The following is a 15,142-nucleotide window of genomic DNA, read 5'->3' as shown; positions in this document are numbered from 1 at the left end:
ATCGGCTGATTCAGACACGAGGACTTCATGAAAAACAATAACTACCAGCAACTCACCCGCACCTTCCAGCGTCTCTCCCGCTTCTCCCACCTATCCTCCATCGCCAGCTGGGACATGTTCACCATGATGCCGCCGGGCGGCAGCACCGCGCGCGGTGAAGCGCTGGCGGAGATGAGCGTCCTGCAACACCAGATCCTGACCGATAAAAAAGTGGGTGATTGGCTGGCTGCCGCGGCAAGCGAAGACCTGAATGATGTCGAACAGGCCAACCTGCGTGAAATGACGCGCCATTATCAACAAGCAACATTGCTGCCAGAATCGCTGGTGGAAGCCAAGTCGCTGGCAGGCAGCAAATGCGAGCACGCGTGGCGTACTCAGCGCCCCGCCAACGACTGGCAGGGGTTTTCCGCCAACCTGAAAGAGGTGGTGAAACTGAGCCGCGAAGAGGCCCGCCTGCGCGCCGACGCCAAAGGGGGTTCGCCCTACGACGCGCTGCTCGATATTTTTGAACCAGACATGACGAGCGCGCGTCTGGACGTGCTGTTCGGCGACATGAAATCCTGGCTGCCGGACCTCCTGGCAAACGTCGTGGAAAAACAGGCTCAGCGGTCATTCGTTCCGCCGCAGGGCCCTTTCCCGACCGCGACGCAGCGTGAGCTGGGTCTGGAAGCCATGAAGATGCTCGGCTTCGATTTTAACGGCGGTCGTCTGGACGTCAGTGCGCACCCGTTCTGCGGCGGCGTGCCGGAAGACGTGCGTATCACCACGCGCTACGACGAGGACGAGCTGCTAAGCGCGCTGTTTGGCGTGATCCACGAAACCGGACATGCGCGTTACGAACAAAACCTGCCGCGCGCCTGGGCCGGACAGCCCGTGGCGCTGGCGCGCTCAACGGCAATCCACGAATCTCAGAGCCTGTTCTTTGAGATGCAGCTCGGGCGTAGCGAGGCCTTCCTGAAGCATCTGCTCCCTGCCGTTCACGCCCGCTTTGGCAGTCAGGCTGCGTTCAGCGAAGAGAACTTTATCGCCTGGAACCAGCGCGTGAAGCCGGGCTATATCCGCGTTGATGCGGACGAAGTGAGCTACCCGGCGCACGTGGTGCTGCGCTATGAAATTGAACGCGCGTTGATCAACGGCGACATTGAGGTGGACGACATTCCGGCGCTGTGGGATGAGAAAATGCAGGCCTGGCTTGGGCTATCGACCAAAGATAACTATCGTAACGGCTGTATGCAGGATATCCACTGGACCGACGGCGGCTTTGGGTATTTCCCGTCGTACACGCTGGGTGCGATGTACGCTGCGCAGCTCTTCCACGCCGCGAAAACGGCGCTTCCGGGTCTGCAAGCGTCTATTGCTGACGGCGATTTCTCAGCGCTGTTCGACTGGCTGCGCCAGAACGTCTGGCAGCACGGCAGCCGGTTTAGCACCTCTCAACTGATTACCCAGGCGACGGGGGAAGATCTGAATATCCGCTACTTCCGCGAACATCTGACCTCGCGCTATTTGTGATCGACATCGCCGGGGGAACCCGGCATTGTACAAACGGTTACACGCCGATACCAATCACTCACGGAAACCCCGAGTTTACAGGGATATAGTTCTTTCAACGGCCCCGCAGTGGGGTTAAATGAAAAACCAAATTCGAGGGTATGAAAATGAAAAAAGTATTAGCTCTGGTTGTTGCCGCTGCTATGGGTCTGTCTTCTGCTGCATTTGCTGCTGAAACTACCGCGACCGCAACACCTGCTGCGGCTCCAGCTGCAACCACCACCGCTGCGCCAGCCAAAGCGGTTCACCATAAGAAACATCACAAAGCAGCAAAACCTGCTGCAGAGCAGAAAGCCCAGGCCGCTAAAAAGCACCACAAAAAAGCGACCAAACCTGCTGTAGAGCAGAAAGCGCAGGCTGCTAAAAAGCATCACAAAAAAGCAGTAAAACACGAAGCTGCTAAACCAGCTGCACAGCCAGCTGCGTAAGAGTACAAGCTAAACCGCGCCCTTCGGGGCACGTTGGTAAACCGGCGCTGAACCGACCAGTTCCGCGCCGTTTTTTTATCCGGAGGGCGTATGCTGCGGCGCTATCGGTTTGAGCTCATTCTTATCTTGCTTATTTTATGCGCGCTCATCGCAAGCCAGTTTTATCTTTCCTGATTGTAGCACGCTGATTTTACTCCCACTTTCGCGCTGTCCCGTCTATAGTATTTTCATAGGGTTCACTTTTAATAATCATAATTACCCCACCAGAGTGTGATATGCGTAAATCTGTTGTGTTGTTACTGGGAACGTTTGGTCTTTTTTCAGGATTCTTACATGCGGACGATGGTGATGAAGACGCTATCAGCGCCAAAGAGGTCAAGACCCTTTTTTTTGGTCATGATGACCGCACGCGGGTTACCGATCCGACGCAAGCCCCCTGGGATGCCATAGGACAACTGGAAACGGCCAGCGGTAACTTATGTACCGCAACATTAATCACGCCTCAACTGGCACTGACGGCCGGTCATTGCCTTCTCATGCCGCCAGCCGGTAAACCGGATAAAGCTATCGCCCTGCGCTTTGTGTCGCAAAAAGGGGTCTGGCGCTATGAGATCCACGGCATTGAAGGACGGGTTGATCCCTCTCTGGGTAAACGCTTAAAACCGGATGGTGAGGGCTGGATTGTGCCCCCTGCCGCCGCATCCTGGGATTTTGGGCTGATTGTTCTGCGTTATCCGCCATCGGGTATCACACCCCTGCCCTTATTCGACGGTGACAAAGCCGCGCTGACGGCGGCACTGAAAGCCGTCGACCGAAAAGTGACGCAATCCGGCTACCCGGTCGATCATCTTGATTCTCTCTACACACATACAGACTGCACGGTCACTGGCTGGGCGCAAAACAGCGTGCTCTCGCATCAGTGCGATACGCTACCGGGTGACAGCGGGTCACCGCTGATGTTGAAAACCGAGAATGGCTGGCAGTTGATTGGTGTTCAAAGCTCTGCCCCATCCGCCAAAGACAGATGGCGCGCCGATAACCGTGCCCTGTCGGTTACCGGTTTTCGCGACAAGCTGGAAGCGCTCGCGCAGCAATAAAAAAGGCAGCGAATATCGCTGCCTGAATAGGATGTCGAAACTGACATCAGGCGAGTTTTATCATAATCATGCCTGCGAGCAGCAGAACCAGGCCGATCCAGCCTTTGTGATTCAAACGCTGACCGAACAGGATCCAGCCTGCTGCCAGGGTGGCGGCGATACCGAAGCCACCCCACAGCGCATAGGCCACAGAAAGGTCGATCCCTTTTACCGCCTGCGACAGGGCGCTAAATGCCCCCAGCACGGCGGCAATGGACATCAAGCCATAAAACTTACGGCGAAAACCGTCAGAGAATTTTAAAAAGACGTTAGCCACGATTTCCAGCACGATGGCCAGCGCCAGCCAGGCCGCGTGGATCCATTCAAACTGCTGCATGAGCCTGCTCCTTCTGCTGTTTCGTCGGTTTACGTGTACCCGATTTAATCAGCACGATCCCTACCACCAGCGTGGTTAATCCGGCAATTTTCATTGTCGACAAGGTTTCGTCAAATATCATGACACTGAACAGCGTGATCAATAAAATACCGATACCTTCCCACAGGGCATACGCGACACCCAGCGCGATTTTTTTTACCGCAAATGAGAGGAAAATATAGGAAAGGGTAATCATCACCAGCATTAAAATAAAACCGGTATTACCATCACTCACGCTTGCCCATTTCATCGACAGGGTGCCGGTAATTTCAGCGATAATAGCCAGGGCTAATAAAATCCAGTAAAACATGTTCTTCTCCTGCTTGAGAATATAATCCATCGTGGCTCGCGTTGGACAGCAAACCAAAAAATATTAAATGAGATCAGACAGCTAAGCGCAGGGCGCCAGCTCAGGCAGAAGACGTGACTACAGCGCGTTGCGCCAGTGTTGCTCACCAGACAGAAGGCAGAAGGAAGTGGAGAATACAGCGGTGTTTGTTGAAAAATACGTCCTGAACAAATTGTCCATAAAATTACAATTATCCGCGTTGTTGCTTCTCGTCTTTGCGGATGAAAATTGTCCTCGATAGTTGAACACGCTAGATTTGTACCATAAGCCAGGGTTTTACTCAAAGTCTTTTCATTTCTTTACCCATTCCGTTTGATTTTGGTTAGTTTTTTTACTCGGATAATGCATCTATTATAAATAAAACATTATTCAGGAACTTCCATGGCTAAACCCATCATTACCCTGAACGGGCTGAAGATTGTCATTATGCTGGGCATGCTGGTAATCATATTGACCGGCGTTCGTTTTGCAGCCGACATCATTGTGCCATTTATTCTGGCGCTTTTTATTGCGGTGATCCTGAATCCGCTGGTACAGCGCCTGGTGCGGCTACGCGTTCCCCGCGTGCTGGCGATCACGCTGCTCATCAGCATTATCATCGTTGTCATGGTGCTACTGGTGGCCTATCTCGGGACATCGTTGAACGAGCTGGCGCGTACGCTACCAAAATACCGTTCTTCGCTGGCGATCCCGCTCCTGCAACTCGAGCCCTGGCTGCAGCGGGCAGGTATTGAGGTCTCGGTTGAGGAACTGCTGAAGTATATCGATCCGAATGCCGCCATGACCCTCGTTACCAGCCTGCTGGCGCAGCTCTCTAACGCTATGACATCCATTTTCCTGCTGTTTTTGACGGTCGTGTTTATGCTGCTGGAAGTGCCACAACTGCCCGCAAAGCTGCAGCAAATCATGGTTCGTCCGGTAGAAGGTATGGGGGCGATTCAGCGCGCGCTGGACAGCGTTTCACGCTATCTGGTGCTGAAAACCGCCATCAGCCTGGTGACTGGCCTGGTGGTCTGGGGGATGCTCGTCGCGCTGGGTGTCCGCTTTGCTTTCGTCTGGGGATTGCTGGCCTTTGCCCTCAACTACATTCCTAACATTGGTTCCGTGCTGGCGGCGATCCCCCCTATTCTTCAGGCGCTGGTGTTCAGTGGGCTTTATGATGCGCTGGTTCTGTTAGCGGGTTATCTGGCGATCAACCTGGTGTTCGGGAACATTCTTGAACCACGCATGATGGGCCGCGGGCTGGGGCTTTCCACGCTGGTGGTGTTCCTGTCCCTGATATTCTGGGGCTGGCTGCTGGGTCCCGTGGGTATGCTGCTTTCTGTTCCACTGACGATCATCGTGAAGATTGGGCTGGAGCAAACGGCGGGCGGGCAAAGCATCGCCGTGCTGCTAAGCGATATGGATCATCGCTAGCCCCTCCATCGGCCTGCAACAAACTCTGGATCGCCGAATCGGCGATCCAGAGTGCCCGGGACATCATCTCCAGCCCATTTCCGGTGCGACATGCTTCAGAATGGACTCAATAACATGTGCGTTATAGTCCACGCCCAGCTGGTTCGGCACGGTCAGCAAGAGCGTATCCGCCTCGGCGATGGCCTCGTCCTTTTTCAACTGTTCGATCAGCGCGTCAGGCTCTGCGGCATAGCTGCGACCAAAAATAGCGCGCGTTTTTTCATCAAGATAACCGACACTGTCGCTCTCATTGCGGCTTGAACCGAAATACATCCGATCGCGGTCATCCATCAGGGCAAAAATGCTGCGGCTGACCGACACGCGTGGCTGACGGGTATGCCCCGCGTCGGCCCAGGCCTGCCGATACGCGCGGATCTGTTTTGCCTGCTGAATATGAAACGGCTCGCCGGTTTCATCGTCTTTCAGCGTGGAGCTTTGCAAATTCATTCCGAGTGTGGCGGCCCATACCGCGGTCGCATTCGACCCCGCGCCCCACCAGATACGGTCCCGCAAGCCTTCGGAATGCGGCTCCAGACGCAATAACCCTGGCGGGTTCGGGAACATCGGCTGTGGATTCGGTTTTGCAAATCCTTCTCCGCGCAGCACCTCGAGCAGCACCTCGGTATGACGGCGCGCCATATCCGATTCATCTTCCCCTTCCTGCGGGACATAGCCAAAATGACGCCAGCCATCAATGACCTGCTCCGGGGAACCGCGGCTGATGCCAAGCTGTAAACGACCGCCGGAAATGAGATCCGCAGCCCCCGCGTCCTCCGCCATATACATCGGGTTCTCATAGCGCATGTCGATCACGCCCGTACCGATTTCAATACGTTTGGTTTTTGCGCCTATCGCCGCCAGTAAGGGGAACGGTGAGCTCAGCTGGCGGGCAAAGTGGTGTACGCGGAAATAGGCACCGTCTGCGCCCAACTCTTCGGCCGCCACGGCCAAATCAATGGACTGTAGCAGCGTGTCTGCCGCCGAGCGCGTACCGGACTGCGGCGACGGCGTCCAGTGACCAAAGGATAAAAACCCGATCTTTTTCATGACTCTGTGTCCTGATAATGCTTTGCGTTGTACCTACTTTACGCATTACCGGGTGAGAATAAATGGCGTTTATTTAACGGAGTGATTCAAATAAATTGATTGAATTTTTTTCAGGTCCGTCAGGTAAAAAACGGCTGGTTATCGGTTTGATTTATCGTTACTACTCTATGTCAGGACTTTTACACCGGACAGAAAATGAAAAGACGCTATGTTGTTGCGGATGTTTTTACTGACACCCCGTTTCTGGGTAACCCTGTCGCCGTCGTACTCGATGCGGAGGGTATGAGCAAAGCACAAATGCAGCAGGTCGCCGTTGAATTTGGCTACAGCGAAACCACGTTCGTTCTGCCGCCAGACAATCCCTCCAATACGGCACGCGTGCGAATCTTTACGCCCTCGCGCGAGATCCCCTTCGCCGGGCACCCGAATGTTGGAACTGCGTACGTGCTGGCACATCACGCAGCGATGAATCATCAGCGCCAGCCTGATACGCTGCACTTCGAGGAAATAGCCGGTCTGGTGCCCGTGCGCCTGCTACGTGACAACGATACCGTGACCGGCGCAGAACTCCTGGTGCCAGAGGTACTCTCCTTGCGCTCTGAAGTTAGCCCGGAAAGCGTGGCTGCCTGCTTATCCCTGAACGCAGAAGATATCCGTACCGAGGTACATATGCCTGTTGTCGCGTCGGTAGGTCTGCCCTTCCTGATAGCCGAGCTGGCTTCTCGCGAGGCACTTCGTCGGTGCGTGCCGAATTTACAGGGTTTTCGCGCGACGTTACCGCTGGATGGCGCGGTCTCCCTCTATGCCTATACCCAGGATACGGATCCCGATGAACCTCACGATGTCCAGGCCCGCATGTTTACTCCCCGCATGACAGAAGATCCTGCAACAGGCAGCGCGACGGCCGCTGCAACGGCGCTACTGGCGTTGCAGCGCAATAAAACGACGCTTAACCTTAACGTCAGTCAGGGCGTTGATATGGGGCGAGCAAGCGTGCTGTTCGCGGGATACGATGCCTCGTCAGGAAAGGCTGTGGTTCGCGTAGGGGGAAAATGTGTGATTACGCTTGAAGGCACATTTTCGCTCTAACACAGCAATGGCGTTTACCTTTACGGCACCCGATGGGATATATTGAGACACTATTTTTATCACAGGTAAAACCGGCAATGGCTTTGATCCCCAAAAACTACGCGCGGCTGGAAAGCGGTTATCGCGAAAAAGCATTAAAAATCTATCCATGGGTGTGTGGACGCTGCTCGCGGGAGTTTGTCTATTCCAACCTGCGAGAACTGACGGTTCACCATATCGATCACGACCATACCAACAACCCGGAAGATGGCAGCAACTGGGAGCTGTTGTGCCTGTTTTGCCATGACCATGAGCACTCAAAATACACCGAAGCGGATCAGTACGGTACTACCGTCGTGGCCGGTGAAGACGCGCAAAAAGACGTGGGCGTCGCCACGTTTAACCCGTTTGCCGATTTAAAAGCGATGATGAACAAGAAGAAGTAACAACGCCAGGAATGGCGTTTTTTCGCGGGTTACTACTTCTTCAAGTTTTGCTCACTCCGATGTTCTTAGAGAGGTTCACGTATAGACATACACATAGTAGGTTATGACGTATATCCCCGCGATCACTACTACTGCCGTACTGAAAAATGGCCAATCCCATAAGCGCATACCGTCACCTCGACGTTAAAATGTCCAGGTGATTGCGGCGGTTGCAGACCCCTCATTTCGCCGCATCACAATCGGGCTTTCATTCGCATGGTCGCCAAGCCAGGTATAGTCCGCACTCAGGACCGTTCCCCAGTGGGCATCGAACTGATGGCTCCAGGTCAGACTGGTGTCGACGCCATAAAATCCACCCGGCGCTGAATAGCGGTGATATCCGGTGCGGCGGCTCTGCTGCTCGCTGACCCCATACCATGTATTCAGATAACGGCTGTCGCCAAACAGGGCCGCAGACTGAAAGGCGACCGTGTCCTGGTTATTTTGTACAGGGATTAGCGTAACGGAGGCCTGATAGCTTCCTCCCTGGCTGTCCGTTAACGGCAGCGTCGCTTTGCCTTCCACACTCAGCCAGGGCGCGGCCTGCCAGCCCACGGCAAGGCCGGTATTCAGGGTGGCATCAATGTTCCCCATCCCTTTCAGATTGTTTGCGCCCTCACGCCAGTCAGAATTTTTATCAGCCCTTCCGAAGTCGTAGCCCAGCGTGTGTTCGAAATACCAACCGCTGTCGTTTTGCAGGTCATATCCCAGCCCTTTTTGCGCATCAATAAAGAAAGCGCCTTTGCGCCCTTGCAGCACAGGAACCACCTGCCACACCTGCTTGTCTGAGCCTGAGTAACGCGGGGCATACTGTCCCCCCAGCCCGACGGTTAAGGAATCGGACGCAGAGCCATCATCCGCCTGCGCGCCGGATGCCACGACCATCAGAAGCGGGACGGACATATACAGGACTTTTTTTATCGCTATCATACTGCTCTCCATACAGACGCTGGCGTCTCCTGGTACAGGAGCGGCCACACAATGTTGGCGCAGTATGATTTGGCTGAATCAATGAATCGTCGGGATAGTGTTAAGAAATGGTCAAGGTGAACGGATGTTGTCCAGAAGAGTGCTGATTATTGAAGATGACGCCGATGCGGCTGGCGTGCTCGAAGCCTATTTACGGCGTGAAAATTACGACGTGACCATTACCAGAGACGGTCTTTCCGGGCTGGATATGGCCCAGCGGTGGAAACCCGACCTCATCCTGCTGGATGTGATGCTGCCGGGGCTCAACGGCACCGAGGTGCTGGCGGGCCTGCGTCGTAAAAGCGACGTGCCGGTGATCATGGTTACGGCCATGGGGGATACCCCCGATCGCATTGGCGCCCTGCGCTACGGTGCCGATGATTACGTTGTTAAACCTTATCATCCGGGCGAAGTGGTGGCGCGGGTGCAGGCGGGGCTGCGGCGCAGCAGTAAAAAAGAGACAGAGGAAAAGATCCTTCGCTGGCAAACGCTGGAGGTGGATGTCGCCGCCATTGTGGCGAGCGTGGATAACGGCGACGACACGCCTGTGATGCTCGATCTTACGCCAACGGAATTCTCGCTTCTGGCAACGCTGCTGCGTTCTCCTGCGCACCCGTTCTCCCGCCAGTATTTACTGGAACACTGTTTGCCGGAAAGCGAGGCGCTGGAGCGCGTGGTGGACACGCATATTTATAACCTGCGTAAAAAACTCGAAGCGGTGGGTATTTCCGGCGTGCTGATCAACGTTCGCGGCGTAGGTTACAGGTTCAGACAACCATGATAAAAAACCGGCACTCCTCTCTGTGGCGCTGGATTTGCGCGCGTATCCTGGCGCTAGCCATCGGCAGCGTGATCGTCATTGCCACCTGCATGTGGCTACGTTATGCGGTACAGAACTACTGGATAATGGGCAGGATGCCGCCGGCGGTCCGACAGGAGTTTCTTACGCTTAGCCAGAACCCGCAGGCCAATCCGGCCCGCTTCCACACGATTGTGGACACCTGGTGGGGTCTGAGCTATTCCACGCCGTCTATCGCCTCAGCCGACTGGGTCACGGTGGCGCTGCTGGTGCTGGTGATGATCCCGTTTATTGTGGTGATGGGGCTAAAACACGCCCGGCCGCTGGCGCTGCAGTTCAGCCGCCTTCGCGATGCGGCAAAGTATGTCGCCGAAGGGCAGTTTGGCCGTCAGGCGGAACTTATCAAAGATGCCCCGGCGGAAATGGTCAGCTTTGCGACCGACTTTAACTCCATGACGGGGCAACTCGCTCGCTATGAAAAAGAGCTCCGCGCCTCACACGTGGCGATGGCGCACGAGCTACGCTCGCCCCTGACGGCCGCCATCGGGCGTCTGCAGGGCATGTTAGACGGCGTGTTTGATGCCAGCCCCGCGCAGCTGGAAATGGTGATGAAGCAGCTCCAGCACCTCAGCCGTCTCACCGATGAGCTCCACCTTCTCTCGTTGGCCGACGCGGGTAATCTCGTGCTGGAGGACCAGCCGTTCTGTCTGGATGAGCTGATTCAGGAGCGGGCCGCCTGGATCATGCCCCAGGCTGATGCGCATCATTTCCGGATAACGCTTCGTAACCCGCGTAGCTGCCCCTTCAGAGGCGATGCGTTCCGTCTGGGACAGGTCGTGACCATCCTCATGGAAAATGCACTACGTTACGGGCGCGATGGCGGCCATCTTGAGGTGGCGCTGCACGACGCCAGCGGGCATTACACCCTTGAATTTACCGATGACGGGCCGGGCGTATCGCCCCAGTTCTTGCCGGAAATGTTTAAACGCTTCAGCCGCGAGGAGCAGTCCCGCGCGCGGCATTCCGGCGGTAGCGGCCTCGGTTTGTCCATCGCCCGGGCGATTTGTCAGGCGCATGGCGGAGAAATTAGCGCGTCATTACCGGAAACCGGCGGCCTCTCCGTGCGCATTTTGTTGCCCTGGCATCCATCCGAGAATGAAAATATCCACTCTTGATAAAGCCTTGACACAACATCGAATCTTTCTCGACGTAGCGCGCATTTAATAACGCCATTACCTTTATGGAGCGGCGTTATGTCAGACGAATTATTTCTCTCCCTCCGCCACTGCCTGCATCATTTGTACGGCGTGGCGCGCACCCTTTCCTGGCTGTATTTTCTTCCCCTGGCGCTGCTTGCGCTGGCGATTTTTCCGCTGACCGGCTGCGGTGATAAACACGAAAACAAGCCCGACCCTGTGCGAGCGGTACGCTACGTCGTCGTCGGGGCCGCCCAAACTCTTCCCGCGCTGGAAAGAACCGGTGAGATCCATGCCCACGATGAAACGACCCTGAGCTTTCGTACCGGGGGCCGGATACTGACGCGCAGCGTTGATATTGGCGACCGGGTCACTGCCGGACAGCTGCTGGCCACGCTTGACAACACGACCGGGCAAAACCAGCTCGACAGCGCAGCGGCCGACTATGAAGGCGCTAAAGCCTCAGCGCAGGTCGCCGCGCTTAACGTCAGTCGAATGCAAAAGCTCATGCCAACGGGTGCGATAGCCCGCGCGCAGCTCGACAGCGCCCGTGCGGACTGGCTTGTCGCCAGCGCGCGCTTAAAAAGCAGCGAGGCCGCGTGGCGAAATGCCCGCGAAAGCCTCGGCTGGACGCGCCTGATCGCGCCACAAGCGGGCGTAATCACGGCCGTGAACGCCTCTGCGGGGCAGGTTGTCAGCGATGGACAGTCCGTGCTGACGCTGGCGACCGGAGAAGGTCGCGACGTGGCGTTTGATATTGCCACCCCCGATGCGATCCCGCCTCTGGATAAGGCGGTTTTACAGGTTTCCCTCCTCAGCGCCCCGTCGGTACAGGCGTCCGCCGCGCTGCGGGATATCACCCCGCAGGCCGATCCCCAGACCCGCACCTGGCGCGTCAGAGCCACCCTGCATAACCCGCCAGAGGCCATGGCGCTGGGTGCCAGCGTTACCGTCACGTTTCCATCGTCAGCCCCGCACGGGTACACCCTTCCCGCCTCGGCGCTGAGCCGTGCAGGCGACAAACCGGCCGTTTTTGTGATTACCCCGCAGTCGCGGGCGCAGCTGCGCGCGGTGGTGCCCGCGAGCTATACGGCCACCTCCGTCATGATTGCCTCCGGCCTTGAGCCGGGCGATCGGGTGATCACGGCGGGCGTGAGCACATTGCGGTCCGGCGAGCCGGTGATGGCTGGAGAGGTTCAGCCATGAACACAGGACCGGAAGCCAAATTTAACCTCTCCGCCTGGGCGCTGAAGAACCCGCAGATGGTCAGCTTTTTCATGCTGCTGGTGATTGCGATGGGCGTGTTCTGCTATGAGAAGCTGCCGCGTAACGAAGATCCGGCTTTCACCATTAAAACGGCCGTCGTCTCCGCGCAGTGGCCGGGGGCATCCGTGGCGGATACCACCCGCCTGCTGACCGATACGCTTGAAAAAAAGCTGCAGGAAACGCCCTGGCTGGATTATCTCGAAAGTGAAACCCGCGCTGGACGCACCGTTATCCATGTCAACCTCCGTGACGATACGCCCCCGCAAAGCGTGCCGGACATCTGGTATCAGGTTCGCAAAAAAATGCAGGACATCGCGCCGTCCCTGCCTGAAGGAGTGCAGGGCCCTGCCGTGGACGACGAGTTTGATGACACGTTCGGCACAATTTATGCCTTTATTCCCGAAGGTTTCACCCTGCGGGAGGTACGGGATCGCGCAGAGACAATACGTCGCGAGCTTATGTCCCTGCCGGATATGGGCAAAACCACCCTGCTGGGCGAACAGCAGGAGCAGTGGGTTCTCGCCTTTTCTCCGGCACGCCTGGCCGGGATGGGGCTCGATATTCAGGCCGTCGCCGACGCCCTCAGGGCGCAGAACGCGGTTGTTCCGGCTGGCGTTATGCGTACCGGGCGGGAGAACATGGCGATAAAGGTCAGCGGGGCGCTCACGACCGAAGAGAGCTTACGTGCCGTCACGCTGCACGTTAACAATCGCTATATTCCGTTGACCGACATTGCCACCGTCACCCGGGAAATCGCCGAGCCTCCGGCACCGGCCTACCGGGTGAACGGCAAACCGGCTATCGGGCTGGCGGTGTCGATGGCACCAACGGGCAACATGCTGCGTTTCGGTGCTGCGCTGAACGCCAGAATGGCGGCCCTCAGCGCCGGGCTTCCGCACGGCATAGAGATGGTAAAAGTCGCCGATCAGTCGGCGGTGGTCAGTGACGCGGTAAGCGGGTTTATCCGGGTGCTTATCGAAGCCGTTATTATCGTGCTGGCGGTTTCATTTGTTTCACTGGGTTTACGGGCCGGACTGGTGGTGGCGACGGCCATCCCGCTGGTGCTCGCCATGACGTTTGCCGGCATGATGCTCGCCGGTATTGGCCTTCAGCGTATCTCGCTCGGAGCGCTGATCATTGCCCTGGGGCTGCTGGTGGATGACGCCATGATCGCCGTCGAAACGATGGTCTCCCGGCTGGAAGCGGGTGATTCCCGTCGGCATGCGGCCACCCATGCATTCAAAACGACGGCCTTCCCGATGCTCACCGGTACTCTGGTGATGATTGCCGGTTTTATTCCCGTTGGTTTCGCGGCCTCCAGCGCCGGTGAATACTGTTTTTCCCTGTTTGCGGTGGTGCTCATTGCCCTGCTCTGTTCCTGGGCTGTCGCGACCCTGTTTTCACCGCTGATGGGCACGTGGCTACTGCCGGAAAAAGTCAGACATCACGCGACGGGACCCGGAAGGATCGCGCGCGGGTACGGACGGCTTTTACGCCTGGCACTGCGTCACCGAGTCGCTACCCTGCTGTTCGCCCTTTCCGCGCTGGGGCTGTCCGTGTACGGCACGACGTTTATGCAGGGCGAGTTTTTCCCCGCTTCGGACAGGCCTGAGTTGCTAGTCAGCCTGACGCTTCCGGCCAACGCGTCGCAGCCGGAAACGTTAAGAGAGGTGGAAAAGCTGGAAAAGGCGCTGGTCGGCAACGGCAACATCAATCGCTATTCGACGTACATTGGGTCGGGCGCCATCCGTTTTTACCTGCCGATGGACGTGCTGCTGGAAAATGAAAATATCGCCCAGATGGTCGTGGTGGCTAAAGATCTTGAGGCGCGGGATCGTCTGCATGCGCAGCTCAACAGGATCCTGGCGACGCAGTTTAGCGACATCATCACGCGCGTGTCGCCCCTTGAGCTGGGGCCGCCCGTCGGCTGGCCAATCAAATACCGGGTGAGCGGGCCTTATTATCTGCAGGTTCGGGCGTTTGCGAACCGTCTCACGGACGCGATTGGACAGTCTCCGTTCTCACGTGACGTGAACCAGACGGCCGGAGAGCCGGAGAGGGTCATTACCCTTAAGGTGAATCAGACGGCGGCCAGGGCGGCGGGAATATCGTCAGAAAGCCTCGCACGCACGCTGAACACCGTCTGGTCTGGCAGCGTGATCACGTCCATCAGGGATAACGACCGCCTTGTCGACGTGGTGCTCCGGGCCACGGACAATGCACGTCACAGCACCGCTACCCTCTCCTCGCTCACGATTCAGGGGAATGACGGTAAAAAAATTCCGCTCAGCGCCGTCGCGACGCCGGTCTGGGGCGTGGACGATCCGGTCATCTGGCGCCGCCAGCGCGTGCCCTTTATCACGGTGCAAACGGATCTTGCCCCGGGGCTAAAGGCTGAAGCGGTATCCACGGCGCTGCGTCCGGCGGTCGATAAGCTGCGCGCGAGCCTGCCCGCAGGTTACAGCATTGAAGAAGGCGGCGCGGTTGCCGAATCGGATAAGGGGAACAGCTCCGTCTTTACCGTTCTTCCGGTAACGCTGGTCATCATGCTGTTGCTGCTGATGCTTCAGCTACGGCGATATTCCCGTATGCTGCTGGCACTCCTGATGGCCCCGTTTGGTTTACCGGGGATCGTGCTGGCTATGCTCCCCGGCGGAACGCCGATGGGGTTTGTCGCGCTGCTGGGCGTTATCGCCCTGGCGGGGATGATCGTGCGTAACGCGGTGATATTGATTAGTGAGGTTGACAGCAATCTTGCTCAGGGGATGGCAAACGATGCCGCAATTATGGCGGCGGCGGAACGCCGGGCCAGGCCCATCTGTCTGACCGCCTGTGCCGCCATTCTGGGCATGATCCCCATTTCTCATCAGGTCTTCTGGGGGCCAATGGCCTATGCCATCATCGGCGGGCTGCTGGTTGCGACGCTGGTGACGCTGACCGTGTTACCCGCGTCGTTTAGCCTGCTGTTACAGAGGGGGGCTCAGCGCAAAGCCGCAGCCGACGGGCCGGGCTGAGTC

General features: G+C 57.1%; 16 protein-coding genes. 11 read left to right on the top strand and 5 right to left on the bottom strand.

Annotated features, from left to right (window positions below; genetic code table 11):
• Window positions 1-27 precede the first annotated feature (27 nt).
• The 4 genes from ENTMO_RS0111065 to ENTMO_RS0111055 all read left to right on the top strand — a co-directional run bounded on the left by ENTMO_RS0111065 (window position 28) and on the right by ENTMO_RS0111055 (window position 3,076).
• Window positions 28-1,512: a carboxypeptidase M32 gene (locus ENTMO_RS0111065; RefSeq protein WP_010430546.1), complete on the top strand. Its 1,485-nt coding sequence runs from the start codon at window positions 28-30 to the stop codon at window positions 1,510-1,512.
• A 146-nt stretch (window positions 1,513-1,658) separates the two neighbouring features.
• On the top strand, window positions 1,659-1,979 hold the full coding sequence (gene asr, locus ENTMO_RS0111060) for an acid resistance repetitive basic protein Asr (RefSeq protein WP_029485059.1): 321 nt from the start codon (window positions 1,659-1,661) through the stop codon (window positions 1,977-1,979).
• 90 nt (window positions 1,980-2,069) lie between these two features.
• Window positions 2,070-2,153 (top strand): small membrane protein YdgU, encoded by an 84-nt coding sequence (gene ydgU, locus ENTMO_RS27015; RefSeq protein ID WP_020688251.1) that lies wholly within the window; start codon window positions 2,070-2,072, stop codon window positions 2,151-2,153.
• 101 nt (window positions 2,154-2,254) lie between these two features.
• On the top strand, window positions 2,255-3,076 hold the full coding sequence (locus ENTMO_RS0111055) for a trypsin-like serine peptidase (RefSeq protein ID WP_010430540.1): 822 nt from the start codon (window positions 2,255-2,257) through the stop codon (window positions 3,074-3,076).
• Between the two features lie 46 nt (window positions 3,077-3,122).
• On the opposite strand, the gene mdtI is transcribed toward ENTMO_RS0111055, so the two are convergent.
• The 3 genes from mdtI to ENTMO_RS27010 form a co-directional block, all read right to left on the bottom strand.
• Complete coding sequence (gene mdtI / locus ENTMO_RS0111050) at window positions 3,123-3,452, bottom strand: multidrug/spermidine efflux SMR transporter subunit MdtI (RefSeq protein WP_010430539.1); 330 nt, start codon at window positions 3,450-3,452, stop codon at window positions 3,123-3,125.
• Window positions 3,439-3,801 (bottom strand): multidrug/spermidine efflux SMR transporter subunit MdtJ, encoded by a 363-nt coding sequence (mdtJ, locus tag ENTMO_RS0111045; protein ID WP_010430538.1) that lies wholly within the window; start codon window positions 3,799-3,801, stop codon window positions 3,439-3,441. The genes mdtI and mdtJ overlap by 14 nt, the downstream gene beginning before the upstream one ends.
• 117 nt (window positions 3,802-3,918) lie before the next feature.
• Window positions 3,919-4,089 carry a protein YdgV gene (locus ENTMO_RS27010; RefSeq protein WP_085928911.1) on the bottom strand — a complete coding sequence of 57 codons (171 nt, stop codon included), beginning with the start codon at window positions 4,087-4,089 and terminating at the stop codon, window positions 3,919-3,921.
• Between the two features lie 132 nt (window positions 4,090-4,221).
• Here ENTMO_RS27010 and ENTMO_RS0111040 point away from each other — a divergent pair, with 132 nt between their 5' ends.
• A complete protein-coding gene (locus ENTMO_RS0111040; RefSeq protein WP_010430537.1) occupies window positions 4,222-5,256 on the top strand; it encodes an AI-2E family transporter in 1,035 nt (344 codons plus the stop codon).
• 63 nt (window positions 5,257-5,319) lie between these two features.
• Here ENTMO_RS0111040 and ENTMO_RS0111035 read toward each other — a convergent pair whose 3' ends face one another.
• Window positions 5,320-6,342 (bottom strand): LLM class flavin-dependent oxidoreductase, encoded by a 1,023-nt coding sequence (locus ENTMO_RS0111035; protein ID WP_010430534.1) that lies wholly within the window; start codon window positions 6,340-6,342, stop codon window positions 5,320-5,322.
• A 195-nt stretch (window positions 6,343-6,537) separates the two neighbouring features.
• Between ENTMO_RS0111035 and ENTMO_RS0111030 the strand changes: the two genes are divergently transcribed.
• Both ENTMO_RS0111030 and yajD read left to right on the top strand, forming a co-directional pair.
• Entirely contained in the window at window positions 6,538-7,431 is an 894-nt protein-coding gene (locus tag ENTMO_RS0111030) for a PhzF family phenazine biosynthesis protein (RefSeq protein ID WP_010430531.1), read from the top strand.
• Window positions 7,432-7,508: 77 nt separating this feature from the next.
• Window positions 7,509-7,856: an HNH nuclease YajD gene (gene yajD / locus ENTMO_RS0111025; RefSeq protein ID WP_006808895.1), complete on the top strand. Its 348-nt coding sequence runs from the start codon at window positions 7,509-7,511 to the stop codon at window positions 7,854-7,856.
• Between the two features lie 183 nt (window positions 7,857-8,039).
• Here the strand turns inward: yajD and ENTMO_RS0111020 are convergent, their stop codons facing one another.
• Complete coding sequence (locus ENTMO_RS0111020) at window positions 8,040-8,825, bottom strand: MipA/OmpV family protein (RefSeq protein WP_029485058.1); 786 nt, start codon at window positions 8,823-8,825, stop codon at window positions 8,040-8,042.
• 124 nt (window positions 8,826-8,949) lie between these two features.
• On the opposite strand from ENTMO_RS0111020, the gene ENTMO_RS0111015 reads away from it, so the two are divergent.
• From ENTMO_RS0111015 to ENTMO_RS0111000, 4 genes are all read left to right on the top strand, one after another.
• Complete coding sequence (locus ENTMO_RS0111015) at window positions 8,950-9,645, top strand: response regulator (RefSeq protein ID WP_010430517.1); 696 nt, start codon at window positions 8,950-8,952, stop codon at window positions 9,643-9,645.
• Window positions 9,642-10,838 carry a sensor histidine kinase gene (locus ENTMO_RS0111010; RefSeq protein ID WP_010430514.1) on the top strand — a complete coding sequence of 399 codons (1,197 nt, stop codon included), beginning with the start codon at window positions 9,642-9,644 and terminating at the stop codon, window positions 10,836-10,838. Before ENTMO_RS0111015 ends, ENTMO_RS0111010 begins: the two co-directional genes overlap by 4 nt.
• A 78-nt stretch (window positions 10,839-10,916) precedes the next feature.
• Window positions 10,917-12,065, top strand: a complete 1,149-nt coding sequence (locus tag ENTMO_RS0111005) for an efflux RND transporter periplasmic adaptor subunit (protein WP_010430510.1) — start codon at window positions 10,917-10,919, stop codon at window positions 12,063-12,065.
• Complete coding sequence (locus tag ENTMO_RS0111000; RefSeq protein WP_010430507.1) at window positions 12,062-15,139, top strand: efflux RND transporter permease subunit; 3,078 nt, start codon at window positions 12,062-12,064, stop codon at window positions 15,137-15,139. The genes ENTMO_RS0111005 and ENTMO_RS0111000 overlap by 4 nt, the downstream gene beginning before the upstream one ends.
• The last annotated feature ends 3 nt before the right edge of the window (window positions 15,140-15,142 follow it).

This window comes from Enterobacter mori LMG 25706 (assembly GCF_000211415.1).
GTDB lineage: Bacteria > Pseudomonadota > Gammaproteobacteria > Enterobacterales > Enterobacteriaceae > Enterobacter > Enterobacter mori.
This window is presented reverse-complemented; position numbering and strand designations above follow the sequence as displayed.